We start from the raw sequence: 16,076 nt of genomic DNA on the forward strand, positions 1-16,076 counted from the left end.
AGGAAATAGATGATAAGGCCTATGTTTATCAAACGTTTATGTTTCGCAGTTTTAACTTTAACCTTATTAACCACCAGCGGCTGCGGTTTTAAACTTCAGCGTAGTTACTCTATTCCCGATGCACTTAAGACGCTTAACCTGAGCAGCCAAGATGAATACAGCGAGCTCACTCGTTTAGTCCGTGAACGTTTACGACTTAACAGCATTAACGTGGTTGAAAACCAAACCGATATTCCCACATTACGTCTAATCGCAGACTCGTTAGATCGCACCACCTTATCGCTTTACCCGACAGGTAATGTGGCCGAATATGAGCTCAACTATCTGGTCTCGTTTGCGGTACAAGTCCCTAATCGTGAAAGCCAGCGCTTTGATGTTGATATTCATCGTGATTATCTCGACGATCCACGCACGGCATTAGCAAAGAGCCGTGAAATGGAGCTGTTAGTCAAAGAAATGCGAATTCAAGCGGCAGATCAAATCATCCAAATTTTGGCCTCGATCGAGACAAATTAATGCGGGTATATCCAGACCAACTCACCAAACAAGCCTCCCCTCTCAAACCTTGTTATATGGTGTTTGGTGATGACCCTTGGCTGTGCGAAACCGCTAAAGCCACCATTTATGCCCAGGCCAAAGCACAGGGATTTGAAGAAAAAATCCAGTTAACCCAAGAAAGTGGATTTAACTGGAATGATCTACTCGAAGAGTGGCACACCATGAGCCTGTTTGCCAGCCGCCGCATTGTCGAGCTGCACCTTCCTCAGGCAAAACCCGGCAGTGAAGGCAGTGCTCAATTGCAAGCGCTGATGCAGACCATCAACCCCGATATATTGTTATTGCTCACGGGTCCTAAACTTGCCAGCGAACAGACGCGCTCCAAATGGTTTAAAAGCCTTGATGAGCATGGGGTCTATATTCCTTGTACTACGCCAGAAGGCGCTCAGTTTCAACGTTGGTTACAAGGGCGAATACGGCATTTTGCGCTTAACTTAACCCAAGATGCCCAGCAGATGCTCTATAGCCTCTATGAAGGCAATCTGCTTGCAGCCGATCAAGCGCTACAACTGCTGCAGCTACTCAATCCAAATCAACAGATCACCAGCCAACAACTGGCTCAATATTTTGAAGATCAATCGCGCTTTACTGTGTTCCAATTAGCCGATGCCCTGCTGAATAATCAACAACAAAAGGCGCAACATATCTTGTCGCAATTGCAGGCTGAAGGTGTTGCAGTACCTATTTTATTATGGGGACAATTTAAAGAGCTCTCGACCTTACTGCAGCTAAAACAGGCACAAGAACAAGGTGAGAATCTGCAAGGGTTATGGAGTAAGTTACGAATATGGGATAAGCGCAAGGCGCTCTATCAAGCGGCGCTGTCACGCCTAAACCTGATACAGATTGAAACCATGCTTGCCTTTGCCTCTAAAATTGAATTACGCCTAAAACGCCACGGCGTAGAAGATTGGACAGCCCTTAGTCATCTTTGCCTGCTTTACGATGGTGCTGCTCACGCCCACCTGAACCATATCGAACTGGATTAATATGAAGATAGGCATACTCGGCGGCACCTTCGATCCAATCCACTTTGGCCATATCAATCCCGTGCTTGAGGTCAAACAGGCGTTAGAATTAGATCAAATATGGCTGATGCCCAATCATATTCCACCGCATAAGCAGCAACCTAACAGTACAACGGCTCACAGGTTAGCGATGGCTCACTTAGTCTGTCAGCAATATCCTGAACTCAAATTGTGTGATATCGAAGTCAAGCGCGATAGCCCCTCTTATTCGGTCACCACTCTGCAGACGTTAAAGCAGCAGCAGCCACAAGATCAGCTACTGTTTATCATGGGCATGGACTCATTTATCAATTTGCCTAGTTGGTATCAATGGCAGCAACTGCTCGACTTATGTCATATCGTGGTGTGTCAGCGTCCCGGCTGGTCACTGAGCGATAATCCGAAAATGCAGCAATTGTTAAACCGACATTATGGTGATAAAAACGCATTAGCCGCTGCACAAGCTCAACAACAATCCAGTGGCTTAATTTTGCCAGTGACCATAACCGAACAACCTTATTCCTCTACCGAAATTCGTCAACAATTGGCCAATAATCAACTCCAAGATGATGCTATCCCGACAGTAGTGAGCGACTATATTCGTCAACACAACTTGTACACTAGCTAGGGGAATCGGCTACAAAAGCCAGATAATTTCTGCGCGTCGAGCCCACTATTGCCGCTTACTTTGCCCCTATAACCTGTTATACTGCTCCGCTGTTTAAAATGAATGAGGAAAACCGCGTGCAAAGCGCCGAGCTAAAACAGTTTGTCATCGACAAAGTCGAAGATTTAAAAGCCAAAGATGTGGTGCAATTAGATGTCACCGGCCAATCTAACATTACCGACTTTATGGTCATCTGTTCAGGTACATCTAAAACTCACGTTAAAGCGATTGCTGAAAATGTAGTGCTAGAAGCCAAACGAGCTAACCTACATATTCATGGTGTCGAAGGCCGTGACAGCAGTGAATGGGTATTAGTCGATCTTGGCGATGTTATTTTGCATGTAATGCAAGATCAAACTCGTGACTTCTACCAGCTAGAAAAGCTATGGTCTGAAAAGCCAGAGTAATGAAGTTACAGTTAGTTGCCGTAGGCACCCGCATGCCAAGCTGGGTCACCACAGGGTTTGAAGAATATCAGCGTCGATTTCCTCGCGATATGCCATTCGAATTGACTGAGATCCCAGCCGGTAAACGAGGTAAAAATGCCGATATCGCACGTATTCTTCACAAAGAAGGCGAGCTGATGTTAGCGGCAATCCCCAAAGGCAACCACATAGTTAGCCTAGATCTACCGGGCAAAAACTGGACGACCCCCGAGCTGGCAGATCAGCTCAGTCGCTGGCAACATGATGGACGCGACGTCAGTTTATTAATTGGCGGCCCAGAAGGACTTGCCCCCGCCTGTAAACAAGCTGCGAGCCAAAGTTGGTGTCTTTCTGCGCTCACCATGCCGCACCCATTGGTAAGAGTCATGGTGGCTGAAAGTCTGTACCGGGCTTGGAGCATCAACAACAATCATCCGTATCACAGAGAGTAGTCCTCTCCCTATGCCAATGACCAAAGGATAGGCTAATGATAGTGAACACCAACATACCGCTGGAGAGAGTATAATTGGCGCCACGTAAACGGATGGCAATGCATAATCATGCAGCCGAAGCTTCACTATTCAAACGACGAGCCATCTTCACCTTCGTCAGTGTTATCGTGTTACTCACCATACTCTTTACTAACCTGTATCAATTACAGATCCTTTCCTTTAAAGACTATGAAACGCGCTCAAACGACAACCGTATTCGCGTGGTGCCTGTAGCGCCAAGTCGTGGGCTTATTTATGCTCGTGACGGCGAGCTATTAGCTGAAAACCAGCCCTTTTACTCGCTGCAACTGATCCCTGAGAAAGTTAGCGATATTCCAGACGCTCTCGACCGACTCAGCCACATAATTGCCATAAGTGCCGATGAACGTGAATCCCTACTAGAGTCGCTCAAATTTCATCGCCGCTTTAAACCGCTAACTATAAAGAATCGTCTCAGTGAAGAAGATGTGGCGCAGTTTAGCGTTAACCAACATGCTTTCCCTGGTTTCTCTATCGATGCGGGTTTGAAGCGCTATTACCCTTATGGCAGCTTACTGACTCACGTACTGGGTTATGTCGGACGCATTAACAACCGTGACCAAGCCTCATTACAAGCCAATGGCCTGTGGCACAACTACGCCGCAACCCATGATATTGGCAAGCAAGGTATCGAGAAATTTTATGAAAGCTTGCTGCATGGCAAACCAGGACACTTAGAGGAAGAGGTTAACAACCGTGGCCGCGCCATTCGGACACTGAAATCTATCGCGCCCACACCTGGGCAAGATATTTACCTCACCATAGATCTTAAACTGCAACAAAAAGCCATGGAGCTGCTTGATGGTCGTCGAGGTTCTATTGTCGCTGTCGATCCCCGTGATGGCGGCGTGTTAGCGATGGTGTCGAGTCCAAGTTATGACCCCAATAAATTTGTTCACGGTATTAGCTCTAAAGCCTACAGTAAACTGCTTAACTCACGCTCGCGCCCCTTAATTAACCGTGCGACTCAAGGACAATATGCTCCAGCATCAACGGTTAAGCCTCTCATCGCCCTACTCGGTCTGGATGACAAAGTGGTCACTCCTAAGACTCGAGTTTGGGATCCCGGCTTTTGGCAAATTCCCGGTGTAGAAAGAAAATACCGTGACTGGAAACGTTGGGGACATGGCTGGGTCGATGTTAACGGCGCCTTAGTGAATTCATGTGATATCTACTTTTACGAACTGGCCTATAAAACCGGTATCGATAAGCTAAGTAACTTTATGCTGCAGTTTGGCTTTGGTGAACGTACGGGGATCGATATTTTCGAAGAATCAGCAGGGATCATGCCATCACGAGATTGGAAACGCATACGCTACAATCAACCTTGGTATATCGGTGACACCATCTCTGTAGGAATTGGCCAAGGCTATTGGACTACTACACCATTGCAGCTAGCCAATTCTGTGGCGATTCTAGCTAACAAAGGTGAGCGCTTTGTGCCTCATCTATTGAAATCGATACAAGATGATAGCGCTAAAGTGGAAAGCCCTATCGATAGAATGCCCCCAATTGAGCTTAACGACCCAAGCAACTGGGACGTGATAAACCAAGCAATGAGAGATACTGCGCATAAATCTCGCTTTGTCGATGCAGGTTATACCGCTGCCATGAAAACCGGTACCGCTCAAGTATTCAGTGTCGCAGAAGATGAAAAATACGATGCCGATACCATCGATGAACATTTAAGAGATAACGCCTTAATCGTGGCTTATGCTCCTTATGAAGCACCTACTATCGCTTTAGCTGTGGTACTGGAAAACGCTGGCTGGGGTGGTGCTAACGCAGGCCCTGTAGCACGAGCATTGCTTGATGAATATCTGTTACGCGATAAGCAACCTATCAATAGCGAAGAGAACTCTAAACATGAGCGCCCATAGCCACCGTCCCAACATTTGGCAGCGTATGCATATCGATCTGCCACTGCTCATTGGGCTATTAGTCTTAATGTGCTTTGGTCTTTTTGTGATCTATTCTGCTGGCGGCGAAGATATGGCGCTAATGGAGCGACAACTGATCCGCATGGGGCTCTCACTAGGCATCATGGTATTTGTGGCACAAATTAACCCTGAAGTGCTTAGACGCTGGGCTTTTCCCATCTACATCGCCGGGATCATTCTATTACTCGGGGTTCACTTTTTTGGCGAGATCAACAAAGGCGCTCAGCGCTGGCTTAATCTCGGCTTTATGGAGTTTCAACCGTCAGAGTTGATGAAGCTCGCTTTCCCCATCACCATGGCTTGGTATATCAGTAAGTTTCCATTACCACCGAAAAAACGCTACCTTGCTGGCGCTGGGGTCATTCTGCTGATTCCTACACTGCTTATCGCCAAACAACCGGATTTAGGCACCTCAATTTTGGTTGCAGCATCAGGGATCTTCGTGCTGTTTTTATCGGGAATGAGCTGGGCAATTGTCGGCAGTTTTGTCGGTGGTGTATTGGCTATGTTACCGGTTTTATGGTTCTTCTTGATGCACGATTATCAACGTACTCGCGTGTTGACCCTGCTAGACCCTGAAAAAGATCCGCTCGGCGCAGGCTATCATATTATTCAATCGAAAATCGCCATCGGCTCAGGCGGTTTGTGGGGCAAAGGTTGGCTCGATGGCACCCAGTCACAACTGGAGTTTTTACCCGAGCGTCATACCGACTTTATCTTTGCCGTTATCGGTGAAGAATTTGGCTTAATAGGCAGCTTATTACTGTTAACCCTTTATCTTTATGTGATTGGTCGCGGGCTGGTTATCGCCGCCCGAGCACAAACCAGTTTTGCCCGTTTACTCGCGGGAAGTATTACTTTAACCTTCTTCGTATATGTGTTTGTTAATATCGGCATGGTATCGGGAATTCTCCCGGTTGTAGGTGTTCCGCTACCACTGATAAGTTATGGCGGTACTTCGATGCTGACACTGATGACAGGCTTTGGCATTTTAATGAGCATTCATACCCATCGCCGTTTTGTAGACAGATAATGGAGCTAAGATTGAGAAATTTATCGCGCCTTTTAACCGCCGTATCGTTAATGTTGACCGCAACATGCTCTCAGGCGCAAAATATCACTCCCACCCAAGATGCCGTTATTCCTCAAGAAGGTGACATTTCAGCCCTGAAACAGGCATTTGTTGAATCTCAGCTTAGCGCTGGGTTTAATCAACAACAAATTGATGCTTTTCTGAATCAGGCTCACTATAACCAGAAGGTGATCGATGCGATCACCACGCCTTGGGAAGCTAAGCCTTGGCATCTGTACCAACCGATTTTCTTGACCGAGAAGCGTCTAGCCAAAGGGCTAGAATTCTGGAATGCCCACAGTGAAACCATAACCAAAGCGGCTAAAACGTTTCAGGTCGACCCACAGATCATTGTCGCTATTATCGGTATAGAAACCTTCTATGGTGGCTATATGGGCAATTACCCTGTCATTGATGCCCTGTATACCTTAGGGTTTCACTACACACCACGTGCCGATTTTTTCCGTAAAGAGCTGGCAAATTTGCAATTGCTTGCCAATGAAGAGCAACTGGATATCAATCAGTTAAAGGGCTCTTACGCCGGTGCTATGGGCTATGGTCAGTTTATTCCCTCAAGCTATCGTCATTTCGCGGTCGACTTTGATGGTGATGGCAAGCGAGATTTAGTCAACAATCCTGTGGATGCCATTGGCAGCGTCGCCAACTACTTCCATCAACATGATTGGAAACAAGCAGAGCCGGTCGCAATTCCGCTGACTGCCCACCAGTTACCAGAAGGCTTAAATGTATGGAAAAGCGGTAAGCCTGAATATAAGGTTGCCGATATCTTATCGCCTGAAGTCTCATTGGCAGAGAATATCGACCTTGATATCAGTCAAGAGGGATTAATTGTCGAATTAGTTCAAGCAGAGCAAACCGACTACTGGCTTGGTCTACATAACTTTTATGTGATCACCCGTTATAATCGCAGCCCATTATATGCCATGGCAGTGTATCAATTCAGCCAACAACTTAAAGACGCTTATGCTAAACAGTAATTTATCTCGCGCCGTTATTTTAAGCCTATCTTTGGTGTTAGCGGCCTGCTCATCTCAGAGTGGCCGCTATAAAATCAGCGATGATGTGGCACCAAGCAATGCTCCCGATGTCACCAAGGTTGAAGATGCTCACCCTAAATTTGAGCCCTACAGCCGTGGCGGCAATCCTAAAACTTACACGGTTCTGGGCAAGTCTTATCAGGTGATGCCTTCAGGCAAAGGTTTTAAGCAAAGTGGTGTAGCATCATGGTATGGCGCAAAGTTTCATGGTCACCTCACCTCCAACGGTGAAACCTATGATATGTACTCTATGTCGGCGGCTCACAAAACCTTGCCCTTGCCAAGTTATGTCAAAGTAACCAATGTCGATAACAATAAGAGTGTTGTGGTGCGGGTTAACGATCGTGGCCCGTTTCATGACAACCGCATTATCGATCTATCCTATGCTGCTGCACATAAATTGGATATGCTCAAAACTGGTACGGCTAACGTCAATATCGAAGTGATCTACATTGAAAACCCAGAGTCACTCGCGTTAGCGCAATTGCAAGATACCAGCCTGTACTATATCCAAGTGGTGGCATTATCTGATAAAGCCCGTATCGATCAACTAGCCAAACAGTTGGCAACCCAATATCAAGTCAACACACGTATTCAACAATCGGGAAGCCTGTATAAATTACAACTTGGTCCATTGGGAAGGCAGCAGTTAGCCGATAAACTGCATCAGCAGCTGCAACAAAGTGGTTATCCCAACAGCTATCGGGTAACCGAATAAACTGACCCTTGGCCAATTTGTATAAGATTAATGAACCTTCACTGAATTCTCAGGTCGACTAATGTATACTCTGAGCCAACATCTTGTATCTTTTCGCATTCAACTAAAAGACGTGCCTTTTTAATATGAAATTGATAAATAACTGCGCCAAATCACTTCTCTTTATTGCTTCACTCTCCTGCACCGTTGTTAGCGCTGCCCCTATTGTCACTCCTGATGCTCCTAAAGTGGCTGCCAAAGCCTTCATTTTGATGGACTACAACTCAGGTCAAATCATCGCGGAAGAGAATGCCTACGAGAGTTTAAATCCAGCCAGTTTAACCAAGATGATGACCAGCTATGTGATTGGTCAAGAAATCAAAACGGGCAATATTTCACCTGAAGATAAAGTGACCATCAGTAAAAATGCCTGGTCTAAAAACTTCCCAGATTCATCGAAAATGTTTATCGAAGTCGGTAAACAAGTTTCAGTTGCCGACCTTAACCGCGGCATCATCATTCAATCGGGTAACGATGCTTGTGTTGCTATGGCTGAGCATATTGCGGGTACCGAAGACGGCTTCGTCAATATGATGAATTCTTGGGCTCAACAGCTTGGTATGAAAGACAGCTATTTCGAAAACGCTCATGGCCTTGATTCAGAAAATCACAAATCAACCGCTTATGATATGGCACTACTCGGCGCAGCGCTGATCCGTGACGTTCCTAATGAATACCATATCTACTCTGAAAAATCGTTCACTTACAATGGTATCAAGCAATATAACCGTAACGGATTATTGTGGGATAAAAGCATGAACGTGGACGGCATCAAGACTGGCCACACCTCAGGTGCAGGCTATAACCTTGTGACCTCAGCGACCAAAGATGGCATGCGCTTAGTTTCTGTAGTTATGGGCACCGCCAGCGAGTCAGCACGTAAAGCCGAAAGTAAAAAACTACTGACCTATGGCTTTCGCTTCTTCGAAACCGTAACGCCTTATAAAGCCGGCGAGAAGTTCGTTAACCAAAAGATTTGGTATGGTGATAAGCCTTCGGTTGATTTAGGCTTAATGACAGATACTCCAATCACGATTAATCGTGGCCAAGCTAAAAATCTACAAGCGAATTTCGAGTTAAATAAAGAGCTCACAGCTCCCTTGGCAAAAGGTGAAGTTGTCGGCCGTGTTTTCTTCCAGCTTGACGGCAAGGATATCGCCCAGTTCCCACTAGTCACCCTACAAGAAATAAACGAAGGTAGCTGGTTCAGCAAGCTGATGGACTACTTCAAGCAGATGTTTGAAAGCTGGTTTAACTAATCATCACTTACCCTTAAAAGGCCACATTACGTGGCCTTTTTGTTGTGGCGACGATTGTTTCCCATCTATGGGTTGAATTCGTTATAATGCCCCCCATTTTACTAGTTTCTATTTTCGGCAAGAGAGTAATTCAATGTTAGATACCAATTTCCACGAACTCATGGAGTTTCCAGCATCATTTCCATTTAAAGTCGTTGGAGATGCAAGGGATACTCTGGCTGACGATGTTGTTGCCGTAGTACAACGCCATGTTCCTGGTGACTATATGCCAACGTCAAAAGCCTCGAGCAAAGGCACCTACAACTCGATCACCATTAAAGTGATAGTTAACAGCAAAGAACAAATCGAGAAGCTATACATAGAGTTAGCGGCTATCGAAGGGGTTAAGCGCGTACTTTAATACCTTTCAAAAAACTACTAATGTGATCTGTGTTACATTCGCCTCATTTCAAGCGTATAATAAGCGCTCCAAATTGTAGGGGAGAGGTTGCCCTTGAAGGATAAAGTTTTACACATTCGCCATCTTGGCCAGCAAGATTATGAGTCGGTATGGCATGCTATGCAGCAGTACACGGATACTCGTGATGAAAATAGCCAAGATGAACTCTGGATCGTAGAGCATCCTCCCGTGTTTACCCAAGGGCAAGCGGGTAAAAGTGAACACATACTCAACCCTGGTGACATACCTGTCATTCAAGTCGATAGAGGCGGCCAAGTCACCTATCATGGCCCAGGTCAATTAGTGGCTTATCCGCTACTGGATATTAAGCGCCTTAAAATCGGCGTCAGACAGCTAGTTACCGATATCGAGCAAAGCATAGTCAATATGCTTGCCATGTATGGTATAGAGGCCTACCCCAAGGCCGATGCACCAGGTGTCTATGTACAGGAACGCAAAATTGCATCATTAGGACTTAGGATCCGTAAAGGCTGTTCCTTCCATGGTTTAGCCCTCAACGTTGATATGGATATGTCACCTTTTCAGCGCATCAACCCCTGTGGTTACGCTGGATTAGAGATGGCTCAGTGCAAACCATTAAATGGGCCACAAACCGTCGTTGAAGCGGGTGAAAAACTCGTTGAAACCTTTAGCCAAGCATTAGGCTATCAACAGTTAGAACATCATCAAGGGTTAACAAAGTAATATGAACAGGCCTGAAAGATTACAACCGGGAGTTAAGTTACGTGATGCCGATAAAGTATCTCGTATTCCAGTCAAAATTGTGCCTTCAGAGCGCGAAACTATGCTACGTAAACCAGAATGGTTACGAGTTAAACTGCCCGCCTCAAACCAGCGTATCGATGACATAAAGCAAGCCCTTCGCAAAAACGGCCTTCACTCGGTTTGTGAAGAAGCCTCTTGCCCGAACCTAGCCGAATGCTTTAACCACGGTACTGCAACCTTCATGATCTTGGGTGCAATTTGTACTCGCCGCTGTCCTTTCTGCGATGTGGCTCATGGTCGCCCACTTAAACCTGACGCGGAAGAGCCTAAGAAATTGGCGCAAACCATTCGCGACATGAAGTTGAAATATGTGGTGATAACTTCAGTTGACCGTGACGATCTTAGAGATGGTGGTGCACAACATTTTGCCGACTGTATCCGTGAGATCCGCATTCTTAACCCAGAAATTAAAATTGAAATCTTAGTACCTGATTTCCGTGGTCGTATCGATGCAGCGCTAGATATTCTAGCCACTGAGCCACCCGATGTGTTCAACCACAACCTAGAGACTGCGCCTAAGCATTACCGTAAGGCGCGTCCAGGTGCAAACTATCAGTGGTCACTGGATCTATTGAAGAAGTTTAAAGATCGCCATCCAAACATTCCGACTAAGTCGGGTCTTATGATGGGATTAGGTGAAACTAACGAAGAGATCGCAGAAGTCTTGCAAGATCTTCGGGCTCACAATGTTGAAATGTTGACGCTAGGACAATACCTGCAACCTTCAAAATTTCATCTGCCAGTTGAACGCTACGTTCCGCCAGCTGAGTTTGATGAGTTACGTGAATTCGCAGAGAAAATTGGCTTCACCCATGCCGCTTGTGGCCCTATGGTACGTTCAAGCTACCATGCAGACCTTCAAGCACAAGGTAAAGAAGTAAAATAACTCAGCTTCATTGTTCAATAAAATAAAATAGCGCCACTTCGGCGCTATTTTTGTTTATCAGCTTAGTTCGGCTGAATTGAACCTGCTCATGTTAAAGCAAACGTTGCATCAACACCGCGTCTTCTTTTCCCTGCTCCAGCTTGTAATAAGCCTCACGGATCCCTGTCTGTTCAAAGCCAAAATGCCGATATAACTCAATCGCTCTTTGACTCGAGATTCTTACCTCTAACATGATGCGCTCAGCACCTTCTGTTGCAGCAATATCGATAATCGTCTGCATCAAGGCTTGACCTATGCCTTTACCCTGCTTTGTCGGGTGAACGCAAATATCCATTAAGGTAGCATCCTCGAAAAGTTGATGTAAAATCGCAAACCCAAAGAGCTGGTTGTCCTCGAAAAAACCAACCACCCGATAAAAGCGACCAAAACAGGATTCGACATTAGCAAGCGACATAGGGAACAGATGGCAGGCCTGCTCAATCTCAAACACCTCTGAGACCTCATTTAAAGAGAGCTCTTTAATTTGCTGCTTCATAAGCCTTACCATAACGTTCACTACCGCAAATAGACTGCCATAAGGCCTGTTTAGCCTGGGCTTGCTGCTCTAACTGAACAATGGATGCCGAACTGATCGCACAAGTGATCTTAGGCAGTTTGGCGCTGCGCATATCCCAAAATATGGTTTGAGATTTTGCAACAGAAACGCTAAACACAACTTGCTTAGAATCTAGATTAAATAAGCCTAATACGGCCTTAATGATGGGGTGCTCCGCATCTTGTACCGCTTGCTTATCGACCAAGATGATACAAGTATCGGGTAATTCGCTCTGCTGAACCCAACGACTGATCCCCATAGCATCTAAATATGCAGTTTTATCCAAGCGTCCTCCGTACCTAAAAGCCCCACGTAGCATAACTTTTGCTAGTCCAACTGTCACGGAACAACGACGAATACGCTAAGAGGAAATAATGGGAATCTAGAAAAGCAAAAAGCCGTTCATTTCTGAACGGCTTCTTTGAATGTGGCAGGGGTGGCAGGACTCGAACCCGCAACCATCGGTTTTGGAGACCGCTGCCCATTCTTTTAAATTCAGCAACTTAGCAGCAACCCGTAGAAATAAAACATTTAAAATCAATGCTTTAAACTATTGATTTTATTAACTCTGCTTAGTTATTTTCTACAGAAATATACATAGTTGAGTCAGATTTTTGAATATTGTTCCGCCCCCAACTCTTCAAGGCTATCTTTAACCAGGACGCAGTTCTTGTTTATCTTCTTCGACCAATTCAAGAATATTGCTGTACTCTTGTAGTGCTTTCTCTTTGTTTTCCATGTCCACTCTTAATTGTTCAACACTATCTTCCAAATCACCTATTAATGCAGGAAGGAACTCTTGCTCTTCTCTGGAGATTTTACCAAGCATATCTGAGCCACATTTACTCACTTCTTGAGTGATTTCCGTTAGCAAAATGCCTACTATTCTAGCCTGCTCAGCTCTTAGTTGTTGGATCTCATCACCCTCGACTTCATTCGCAGAGAATTGCTGTCTAATCGAGTTGATATGATGGTCTAGATCCAAGCTAATTGTTGGAATCGTAATTCGGTCAACAGAGTTGCTTAGCGGTAGCAATATCATTTCAGGGTCGAAATCTGGGTCTGAAAAGTCAAATAAGCCTCTAACTGCCTGTTTGATATCTTCACGGAACTGGTTAATGTTGATAGTTTGAGAGCTTGACTGATAAAGTCTCTCACTTGTTTCAATCACGAAATCTTCAAGTTTTTGAACAGCATCTTGAACGTTCGCATAGGTGTAATTGACAGTTCTATAATTCTTGTTAGACACCGTTTTCTTTGAGAACCAAGTTGACGGACTTAATAACTCTGGACCATAGACTTCGCTATAAGTAGTGTAAGACTCTTCTCGGCTGCCTGTTTGAGAATTGATACGCTTAACTGAGAGTGAGTCTTGCTTTATACCTTGCTCTACTTTGTGTAATGTTTTCTCGATCTGCACTCGATATTTATCGAATACCATGATCACTTTTGATTTACCTGCATTAATACGCTCTGCCAACTCTTTCTGTTTCTTTTCTGCTTCAGCTAAATCGCCTTGCTGGAGATTATTTCGCTTAAGAGTAATATCATCAGAAATAGCCGTTAGTTTTTGCAATAAATCACGCTCCGCCCCTTTTAGAAGATTATCAAGACGCTCCGCCATGATTTTATCTTTATTTTCTCGGACTGACTCCAGCTTAGAGTGGACTTTTTTGAAGTTAGCTACTTTCTCCAAAATTTGTGGCGTAAAAGTAAAGCCATCAAACATTTGGTTCAGACGATTAAGTGTGTGTTGCTCTTCTTCACTTAGATCGTCCCCCTTCTTCGCTAAATCGTAACAGCGAGACGATACAAAAATAGGAGGTAAAGCGTTTTGTAAGGTTTGCATCAGATGTGACTGACCACCATGGTTCAATTCATCATGACGGCAAACGGCTTTGACTTCCGACTGAGCTTGGTCATTTAAGCTAGCAGTTAAAGAAGGCAAAGCTTGTATAATTGAAGCGTAGTTACTGTACTCATCTAGCAACGCACTATCGAACAGAGAACCAATTAAAATGATCTCTTCGATACCCTTGTTCGGGATATTTTGTGCTAGCAGTGCCATATCTTGGCTATCCAAGAACTGACCGCAATAGCTCAGTAGGAAGATAACGTCACATTGACCTAAAAACTCCTGCGTTCGTCTACCCCTTGATACAATTGGGTCATTCATCCCTGGTGTATCAACAACCTCGATATCTTTAAGCCCAGGAAGGTTAAGAGCTAATGATGAGCTTTTAACAATTGGAGTAAACTTACCATCTGCACCAACGAATGGTGTAAGATCGGAAATTAAGGTTTCATTTGAATCAGTCCGTTCAATAACATGTTCTTTATCGAGGTACTCATCAACGTTCAACCCTGAACGTTGCACCATCTGGTACAGTTCGAAACACGCCTTAAACTCTTCAGGATAAATTGGTTTTTGAGGTGGTCTAACACCTCTTTCTCGTCTCAACCCTGACGTTTTTGATGCTTGAAACTCTTTGAGCTGTGCTTGATAGAGTATTTCTTCCTGCTCTACTTTACGAGCTTGTTCAAGTACTTTATTCCACTCGTTCTTGCTGTAGAACTCTACCGTTGCGGTTGGTTGTTCTGAATAGCTGATTTTAGTCAGTGAAGCTGTCATAGGTGTAGCAGCTTTAGGAAGAACAGGCTTACCATTAAAAAGGAGACTGTTTAGAAATGATGATTTACCACGCTTGATCTGCCCAACAATACCAATGCTTAAAAGTCGATTTTCTTCCTTAGCTTTATTTATATCAGATTCAAACGAATTTCTAAGTTGATTAATATCATCTAATATTTTTTCATTGATAACTCTACTATGAGGCTCATATCTATAATATATTTGTTTGACTTTATCATTAATCATATAAATTACCCATAAAATTTTATCAATCTTCCAGCACTAGATTTATCAGTCAAAGAGCAATGTAGCTGTAACTCTTTTACGTCTGCTAATTGGCTAAAGTTTATTTTTGTATTAGAGGTAATAGATTTCCCACCTAATATATTGTTATATCCACGACCTTTTTTATACGCCCAAAGCGTACCTTCAATATCAACAAGACAACCTTCATCAAACTTAGAGCTCAAACTTAATACTCGCTTATTATTTAATATTTTTGAGGAGATCACTTTTTTAGAGCCACCATCAAGCTTGTATCGTTCGACACTTGTAATTCCAATACTATCGAAAAAATAGTTAACAACAGAACTGTCTTTTACTAAATGTAAAGAGTCTGTATAAAGCGTTTCATCTAATTTGTTATAATCGATCCCAAGGGTATTTAGATTCAAATTTTCAAGTTCGGAAACAATATAGAATCCATTTTTAACGCTAGCTTCTCTTCTATCTATCTTCGATTGTAGAAAAGGAAGAAGGACTTCATTACTTATTCCATCCTCTATTTTTCCTTTAATGCAAGCTAGAGTTTTTCTCTTTGACGTCTCTTTTATCTCTTTAGACACGTTGTCTAAATTAACATCATAATAATCAAATATATGAATAAAATGTTTAGGATTTAAAAAAAAAGCAGAAAAATACAAAGAACAATCTTGCCAGTTTTTATTTTTTATATAGCAAAACAGATCAAAGATATCACTATAAATCCCTTTTGCAACTTCAAATTGACGTGCAAGTTCATCTATAATCTTTTTTTCCTGTGTTGAAATCACTCCATCGCGATAGCTCATCATAAAAGCATCAAACAAAAAAAGTTGTGCGATAGGTTTACGTTTGAAGTATTTTAGTATGCTCTGAATAGTGCTTTTATCTGGTTCATTTGAAAACTCAATACAGTTATCAATGATTGACTCGTCTAGGTCAAGAGACTTAATCAGAATCAGAAGATAATCCTTCTCTTCTTCATGTATTTCACTATCAGCATTCATGACTAATGACAACCCTTGTAGATATAGCAGTCTCCCTTCGAGAGATAACTCCTTAGCTGCATGATTTTCGAATGCTTTGCTTTCTTTAGCTGCTTTTTTTATTAATGATAAAATATCGTCCATGCACTTAACCCTAAATTAAACATTGCTCCTTGCTAGATGCCTAGCAAGAAGCTAAAAAATAATTTCCAAACAAT

General features: G+C 43.7%; 17 protein-coding genes. 13 read left to right on the plus strand and 4 right to left on the minus strand.

The features are described 5' to 3' along the window. The first annotated feature begins 21 nt into the window (after window positions 1-21). The 13 genes from lptE to lipA all read left to right on the plus strand — a co-directional run bounded on the left by lptE (window position 22) and on the right by lipA (window position 11,384). Entirely contained in the window at window positions 22-516 is a 495-nt protein-coding gene (lptE, locus tag L1D21_RS10745) for an LPS assembly lipoprotein LptE (RefSeq protein ID WP_239845299.1), read from the plus strand. Beyond that, window positions 516-1,547 carry a DNA polymerase III subunit delta gene (holA, locus tag L1D21_RS10750; protein ID WP_239845236.1) on the plus strand — a complete coding sequence of 344 codons (1,032 nt, stop codon included), beginning with the start codon at window positions 516-518 and terminating at the stop codon, window positions 1,545-1,547. The genes lptE and holA overlap by 1 nt, the downstream gene beginning before the upstream one ends. A 1-nt stretch (window position 1,548) precedes the next feature. Then, window positions 1,549-2,193 (plus strand): nicotinate-nucleotide adenylyltransferase, encoded by a 645-nt coding sequence (gene nadD, locus L1D21_RS10755; RefSeq protein WP_239845237.1) that lies wholly within the window; start codon window positions 1,549-1,551, stop codon window positions 2,191-2,193. 116 nt (window positions 2,194-2,309) lie between these two features. After that, complete coding sequence (gene rsfS, locus L1D21_RS10760) at window positions 2,310-2,639, plus strand: ribosome silencing factor (protein ID WP_239845238.1); 330 nt, start codon at window positions 2,310-2,312, stop codon at window positions 2,637-2,639. Continuing rightward, window positions 2,639-3,109: a 23S rRNA (pseudouridine(1915)-N(3))-methyltransferase RlmH gene (gene rlmH / locus L1D21_RS10765; protein ID WP_239845239.1), complete on the plus strand. Its 471-nt coding sequence runs from the start codon at window positions 2,639-2,641 to the stop codon at window positions 3,107-3,109. Before rsfS ends, rlmH begins: the two co-directional genes overlap by 1 nt. Before the next feature lie 74 nt (window positions 3,110-3,183). Next, window positions 3,184-5,067, plus strand: a complete 1,884-nt coding sequence (mrdA, locus tag L1D21_RS10770; RefSeq protein WP_239845240.1) for a penicillin-binding protein 2 — start codon at window positions 3,184-3,186, stop codon at window positions 5,065-5,067. Next, entirely contained in the window at window positions 5,054-6,160 is a 1,107-nt protein-coding gene (gene rodA / locus L1D21_RS10775) for a rod shape-determining protein RodA (protein WP_239845241.1), read from the plus strand. The genes mrdA and rodA overlap by 14 nt, the downstream gene beginning before the upstream one ends. 11 nt (window positions 6,161-6,171) lie before the next feature. After that, complete coding sequence (mltB, locus tag L1D21_RS10780; RefSeq protein ID WP_239845242.1) at window positions 6,172-7,197, plus strand: lytic murein transglycosylase B; 1,026 nt, start codon at window positions 6,172-6,174, stop codon at window positions 7,195-7,197. Next, entirely contained in the window at window positions 7,184-7,975 is a 792-nt protein-coding gene (locus tag L1D21_RS10785; RefSeq protein ID WP_239845243.1) for a septal ring lytic transglycosylase RlpA family protein, read from the plus strand. Before mltB ends, L1D21_RS10785 begins: the two co-directional genes overlap by 14 nt. A 125-nt stretch (window positions 7,976-8,100) precedes the next feature. Further along, window positions 8,101-9,273 carry a serine hydrolase gene (locus L1D21_RS10790; protein WP_239845244.1) on the plus strand — a complete coding sequence of 391 codons (1,173 nt, stop codon included), beginning with the start codon at window positions 8,101-8,103 and terminating at the stop codon, window positions 9,271-9,273. 133 nt (window positions 9,274-9,406) lie between these two features. Next, window positions 9,407-9,673, plus strand: coding sequence for a DUF493 family protein YbeD (ybeD, locus tag L1D21_RS10795; RefSeq protein WP_239845245.1), 267 nt, complete (start codon window positions 9,407-9,409; stop codon window positions 9,671-9,673). 93 nt (window positions 9,674-9,766) lie between these two features. Next, entirely contained in the window at window positions 9,767-10,417 is a 651-nt protein-coding gene (lipB, locus tag L1D21_RS10800; RefSeq protein WP_239845246.1) for a lipoyl(octanoyl) transferase LipB, read from the plus strand. A gap of 1 nt (window position 10,418) precedes the next feature. Further along, window positions 10,419-11,384, plus strand: a complete 966-nt coding sequence (lipA, locus tag L1D21_RS10805; RefSeq protein ID WP_239845247.1) for a lipoyl synthase — start codon at window positions 10,419-10,421, stop codon at window positions 11,382-11,384. Between the two features lie 91 nt (window positions 11,385-11,475). On the opposite strand, the gene rimI is transcribed toward lipA, so the two are convergent. The 4 genes from rimI to L1D21_RS10825 form a co-directional block, all read right to left on the minus strand. After that, window positions 11,476-11,919 carry a ribosomal protein S18-alanine N-acetyltransferase gene (rimI, locus tag L1D21_RS10810; RefSeq protein WP_239845248.1) on the minus strand — a complete coding sequence of 148 codons (444 nt, stop codon included), beginning with the start codon at window positions 11,917-11,919 and terminating at the stop codon, window positions 11,476-11,478. Further along, window positions 11,903-12,265 (minus strand): DNA polymerase III subunit psi, encoded by a 363-nt coding sequence (locus L1D21_RS10815; RefSeq protein ID WP_239845249.1) that lies wholly within the window; start codon window positions 12,263-12,265, stop codon window positions 11,903-11,905. Before L1D21_RS10815 ends, rimI begins: the two co-directional genes overlap by 17 nt. Window positions 12,266-12,631: 366 nt before the next feature. After that, window positions 12,632-14,857 carry a dynamin family protein gene (locus tag L1D21_RS10820; protein WP_239845250.1) on the minus strand — a complete coding sequence of 742 codons (2,226 nt, stop codon included), beginning with the start codon at window positions 14,855-14,857 and terminating at the stop codon, window positions 12,632-12,634. Between the two features lie 5 nt (window positions 14,858-14,862). Continuing rightward, window positions 14,863-16,002: a TerB family tellurite resistance protein gene (locus L1D21_RS10825; RefSeq protein ID WP_239845251.1), complete on the minus strand. Its 1,140-nt coding sequence runs from the start codon at window positions 16,000-16,002 to the stop codon at window positions 14,863-14,865. Between the last annotated feature and the right edge of the window lie 74 nt (window positions 16,003-16,076).

It is taken from the genome of Shewanella sp. Isolate11 (assembly GCF_022398315.1).
Lineage (GTDB): Bacteria > Pseudomonadota > Gammaproteobacteria > Enterobacterales > Shewanellaceae > Shewanella.

Coding starts and splice junctions, on each gene's coding strand:
- lipA (WP_239845247.1), top strand. CDS start 10,419: ATGAACAGGCCTGAAAGATTACAACCGGGAGTTAAGTTACGTGATGCC.
- nadD (WP_239845237.1), top strand. CDS start 1,549: ATGAAGATAGGCATACTCGGCGGCACCTTCGATCCAATCCACTTTGGC.
- L1D21_RS10820 (WP_239845250.1), bottom strand. CDS start 14,857: ATGATTAATGATAAAGTCAAACAAATATATTATAGATATGAGCCTCAT.
- lptE (WP_239845299.1), top strand. CDS start 22: ATGTTTATCAAACGTTTATGTTTCGCAGTTTTAACTTTAACCTTATTA.
- L1D21_RS10825 (WP_239845251.1), bottom strand. CDS start 16,002: ATGGACGATATTTTATCATTAATAAAAAAAGCAGCTAAAGAAAGCAAA.
- ybeD (WP_239845245.1), top strand. CDS start 9,407: ATGTTAGATACCAATTTCCACGAACTCATGGAGTTTCCAGCATCATTT.
- L1D21_RS10790 (WP_239845244.1), top strand. CDS start 8,101: ATGAAATTGATAAATAACTGCGCCAAATCACTTCTCTTTATTGCTTCA.
- holA (WP_239845236.1), top strand. CDS start 516: ATGCGGGTATATCCAGACCAACTCACCAAACAAGCCTCCCCTCTCAAA.
- rlmH (WP_239845239.1), top strand. CDS start 2,639: ATGAAGTTACAGTTAGTTGCCGTAGGCACCCGCATGCCAAGCTGGGTC.
- rodA (WP_239845241.1), top strand. CDS start 5,054: ATGAGCGCCCATAGCCACCGTCCCAACATTTGGCAGCGTATGCATATC.
- rimI (WP_239845248.1), bottom strand. CDS start 11,919: ATGAAGCAGCAAATTAAAGAGCTCTCTTTAAATGAGGTCTCAGAGGTG.
- L1D21_RS10785 (WP_239845243.1), top strand. CDS start 7,184: ATGCTAAACAGTAATTTATCTCGCGCCGTTATTTTAAGCCTATCTTTG.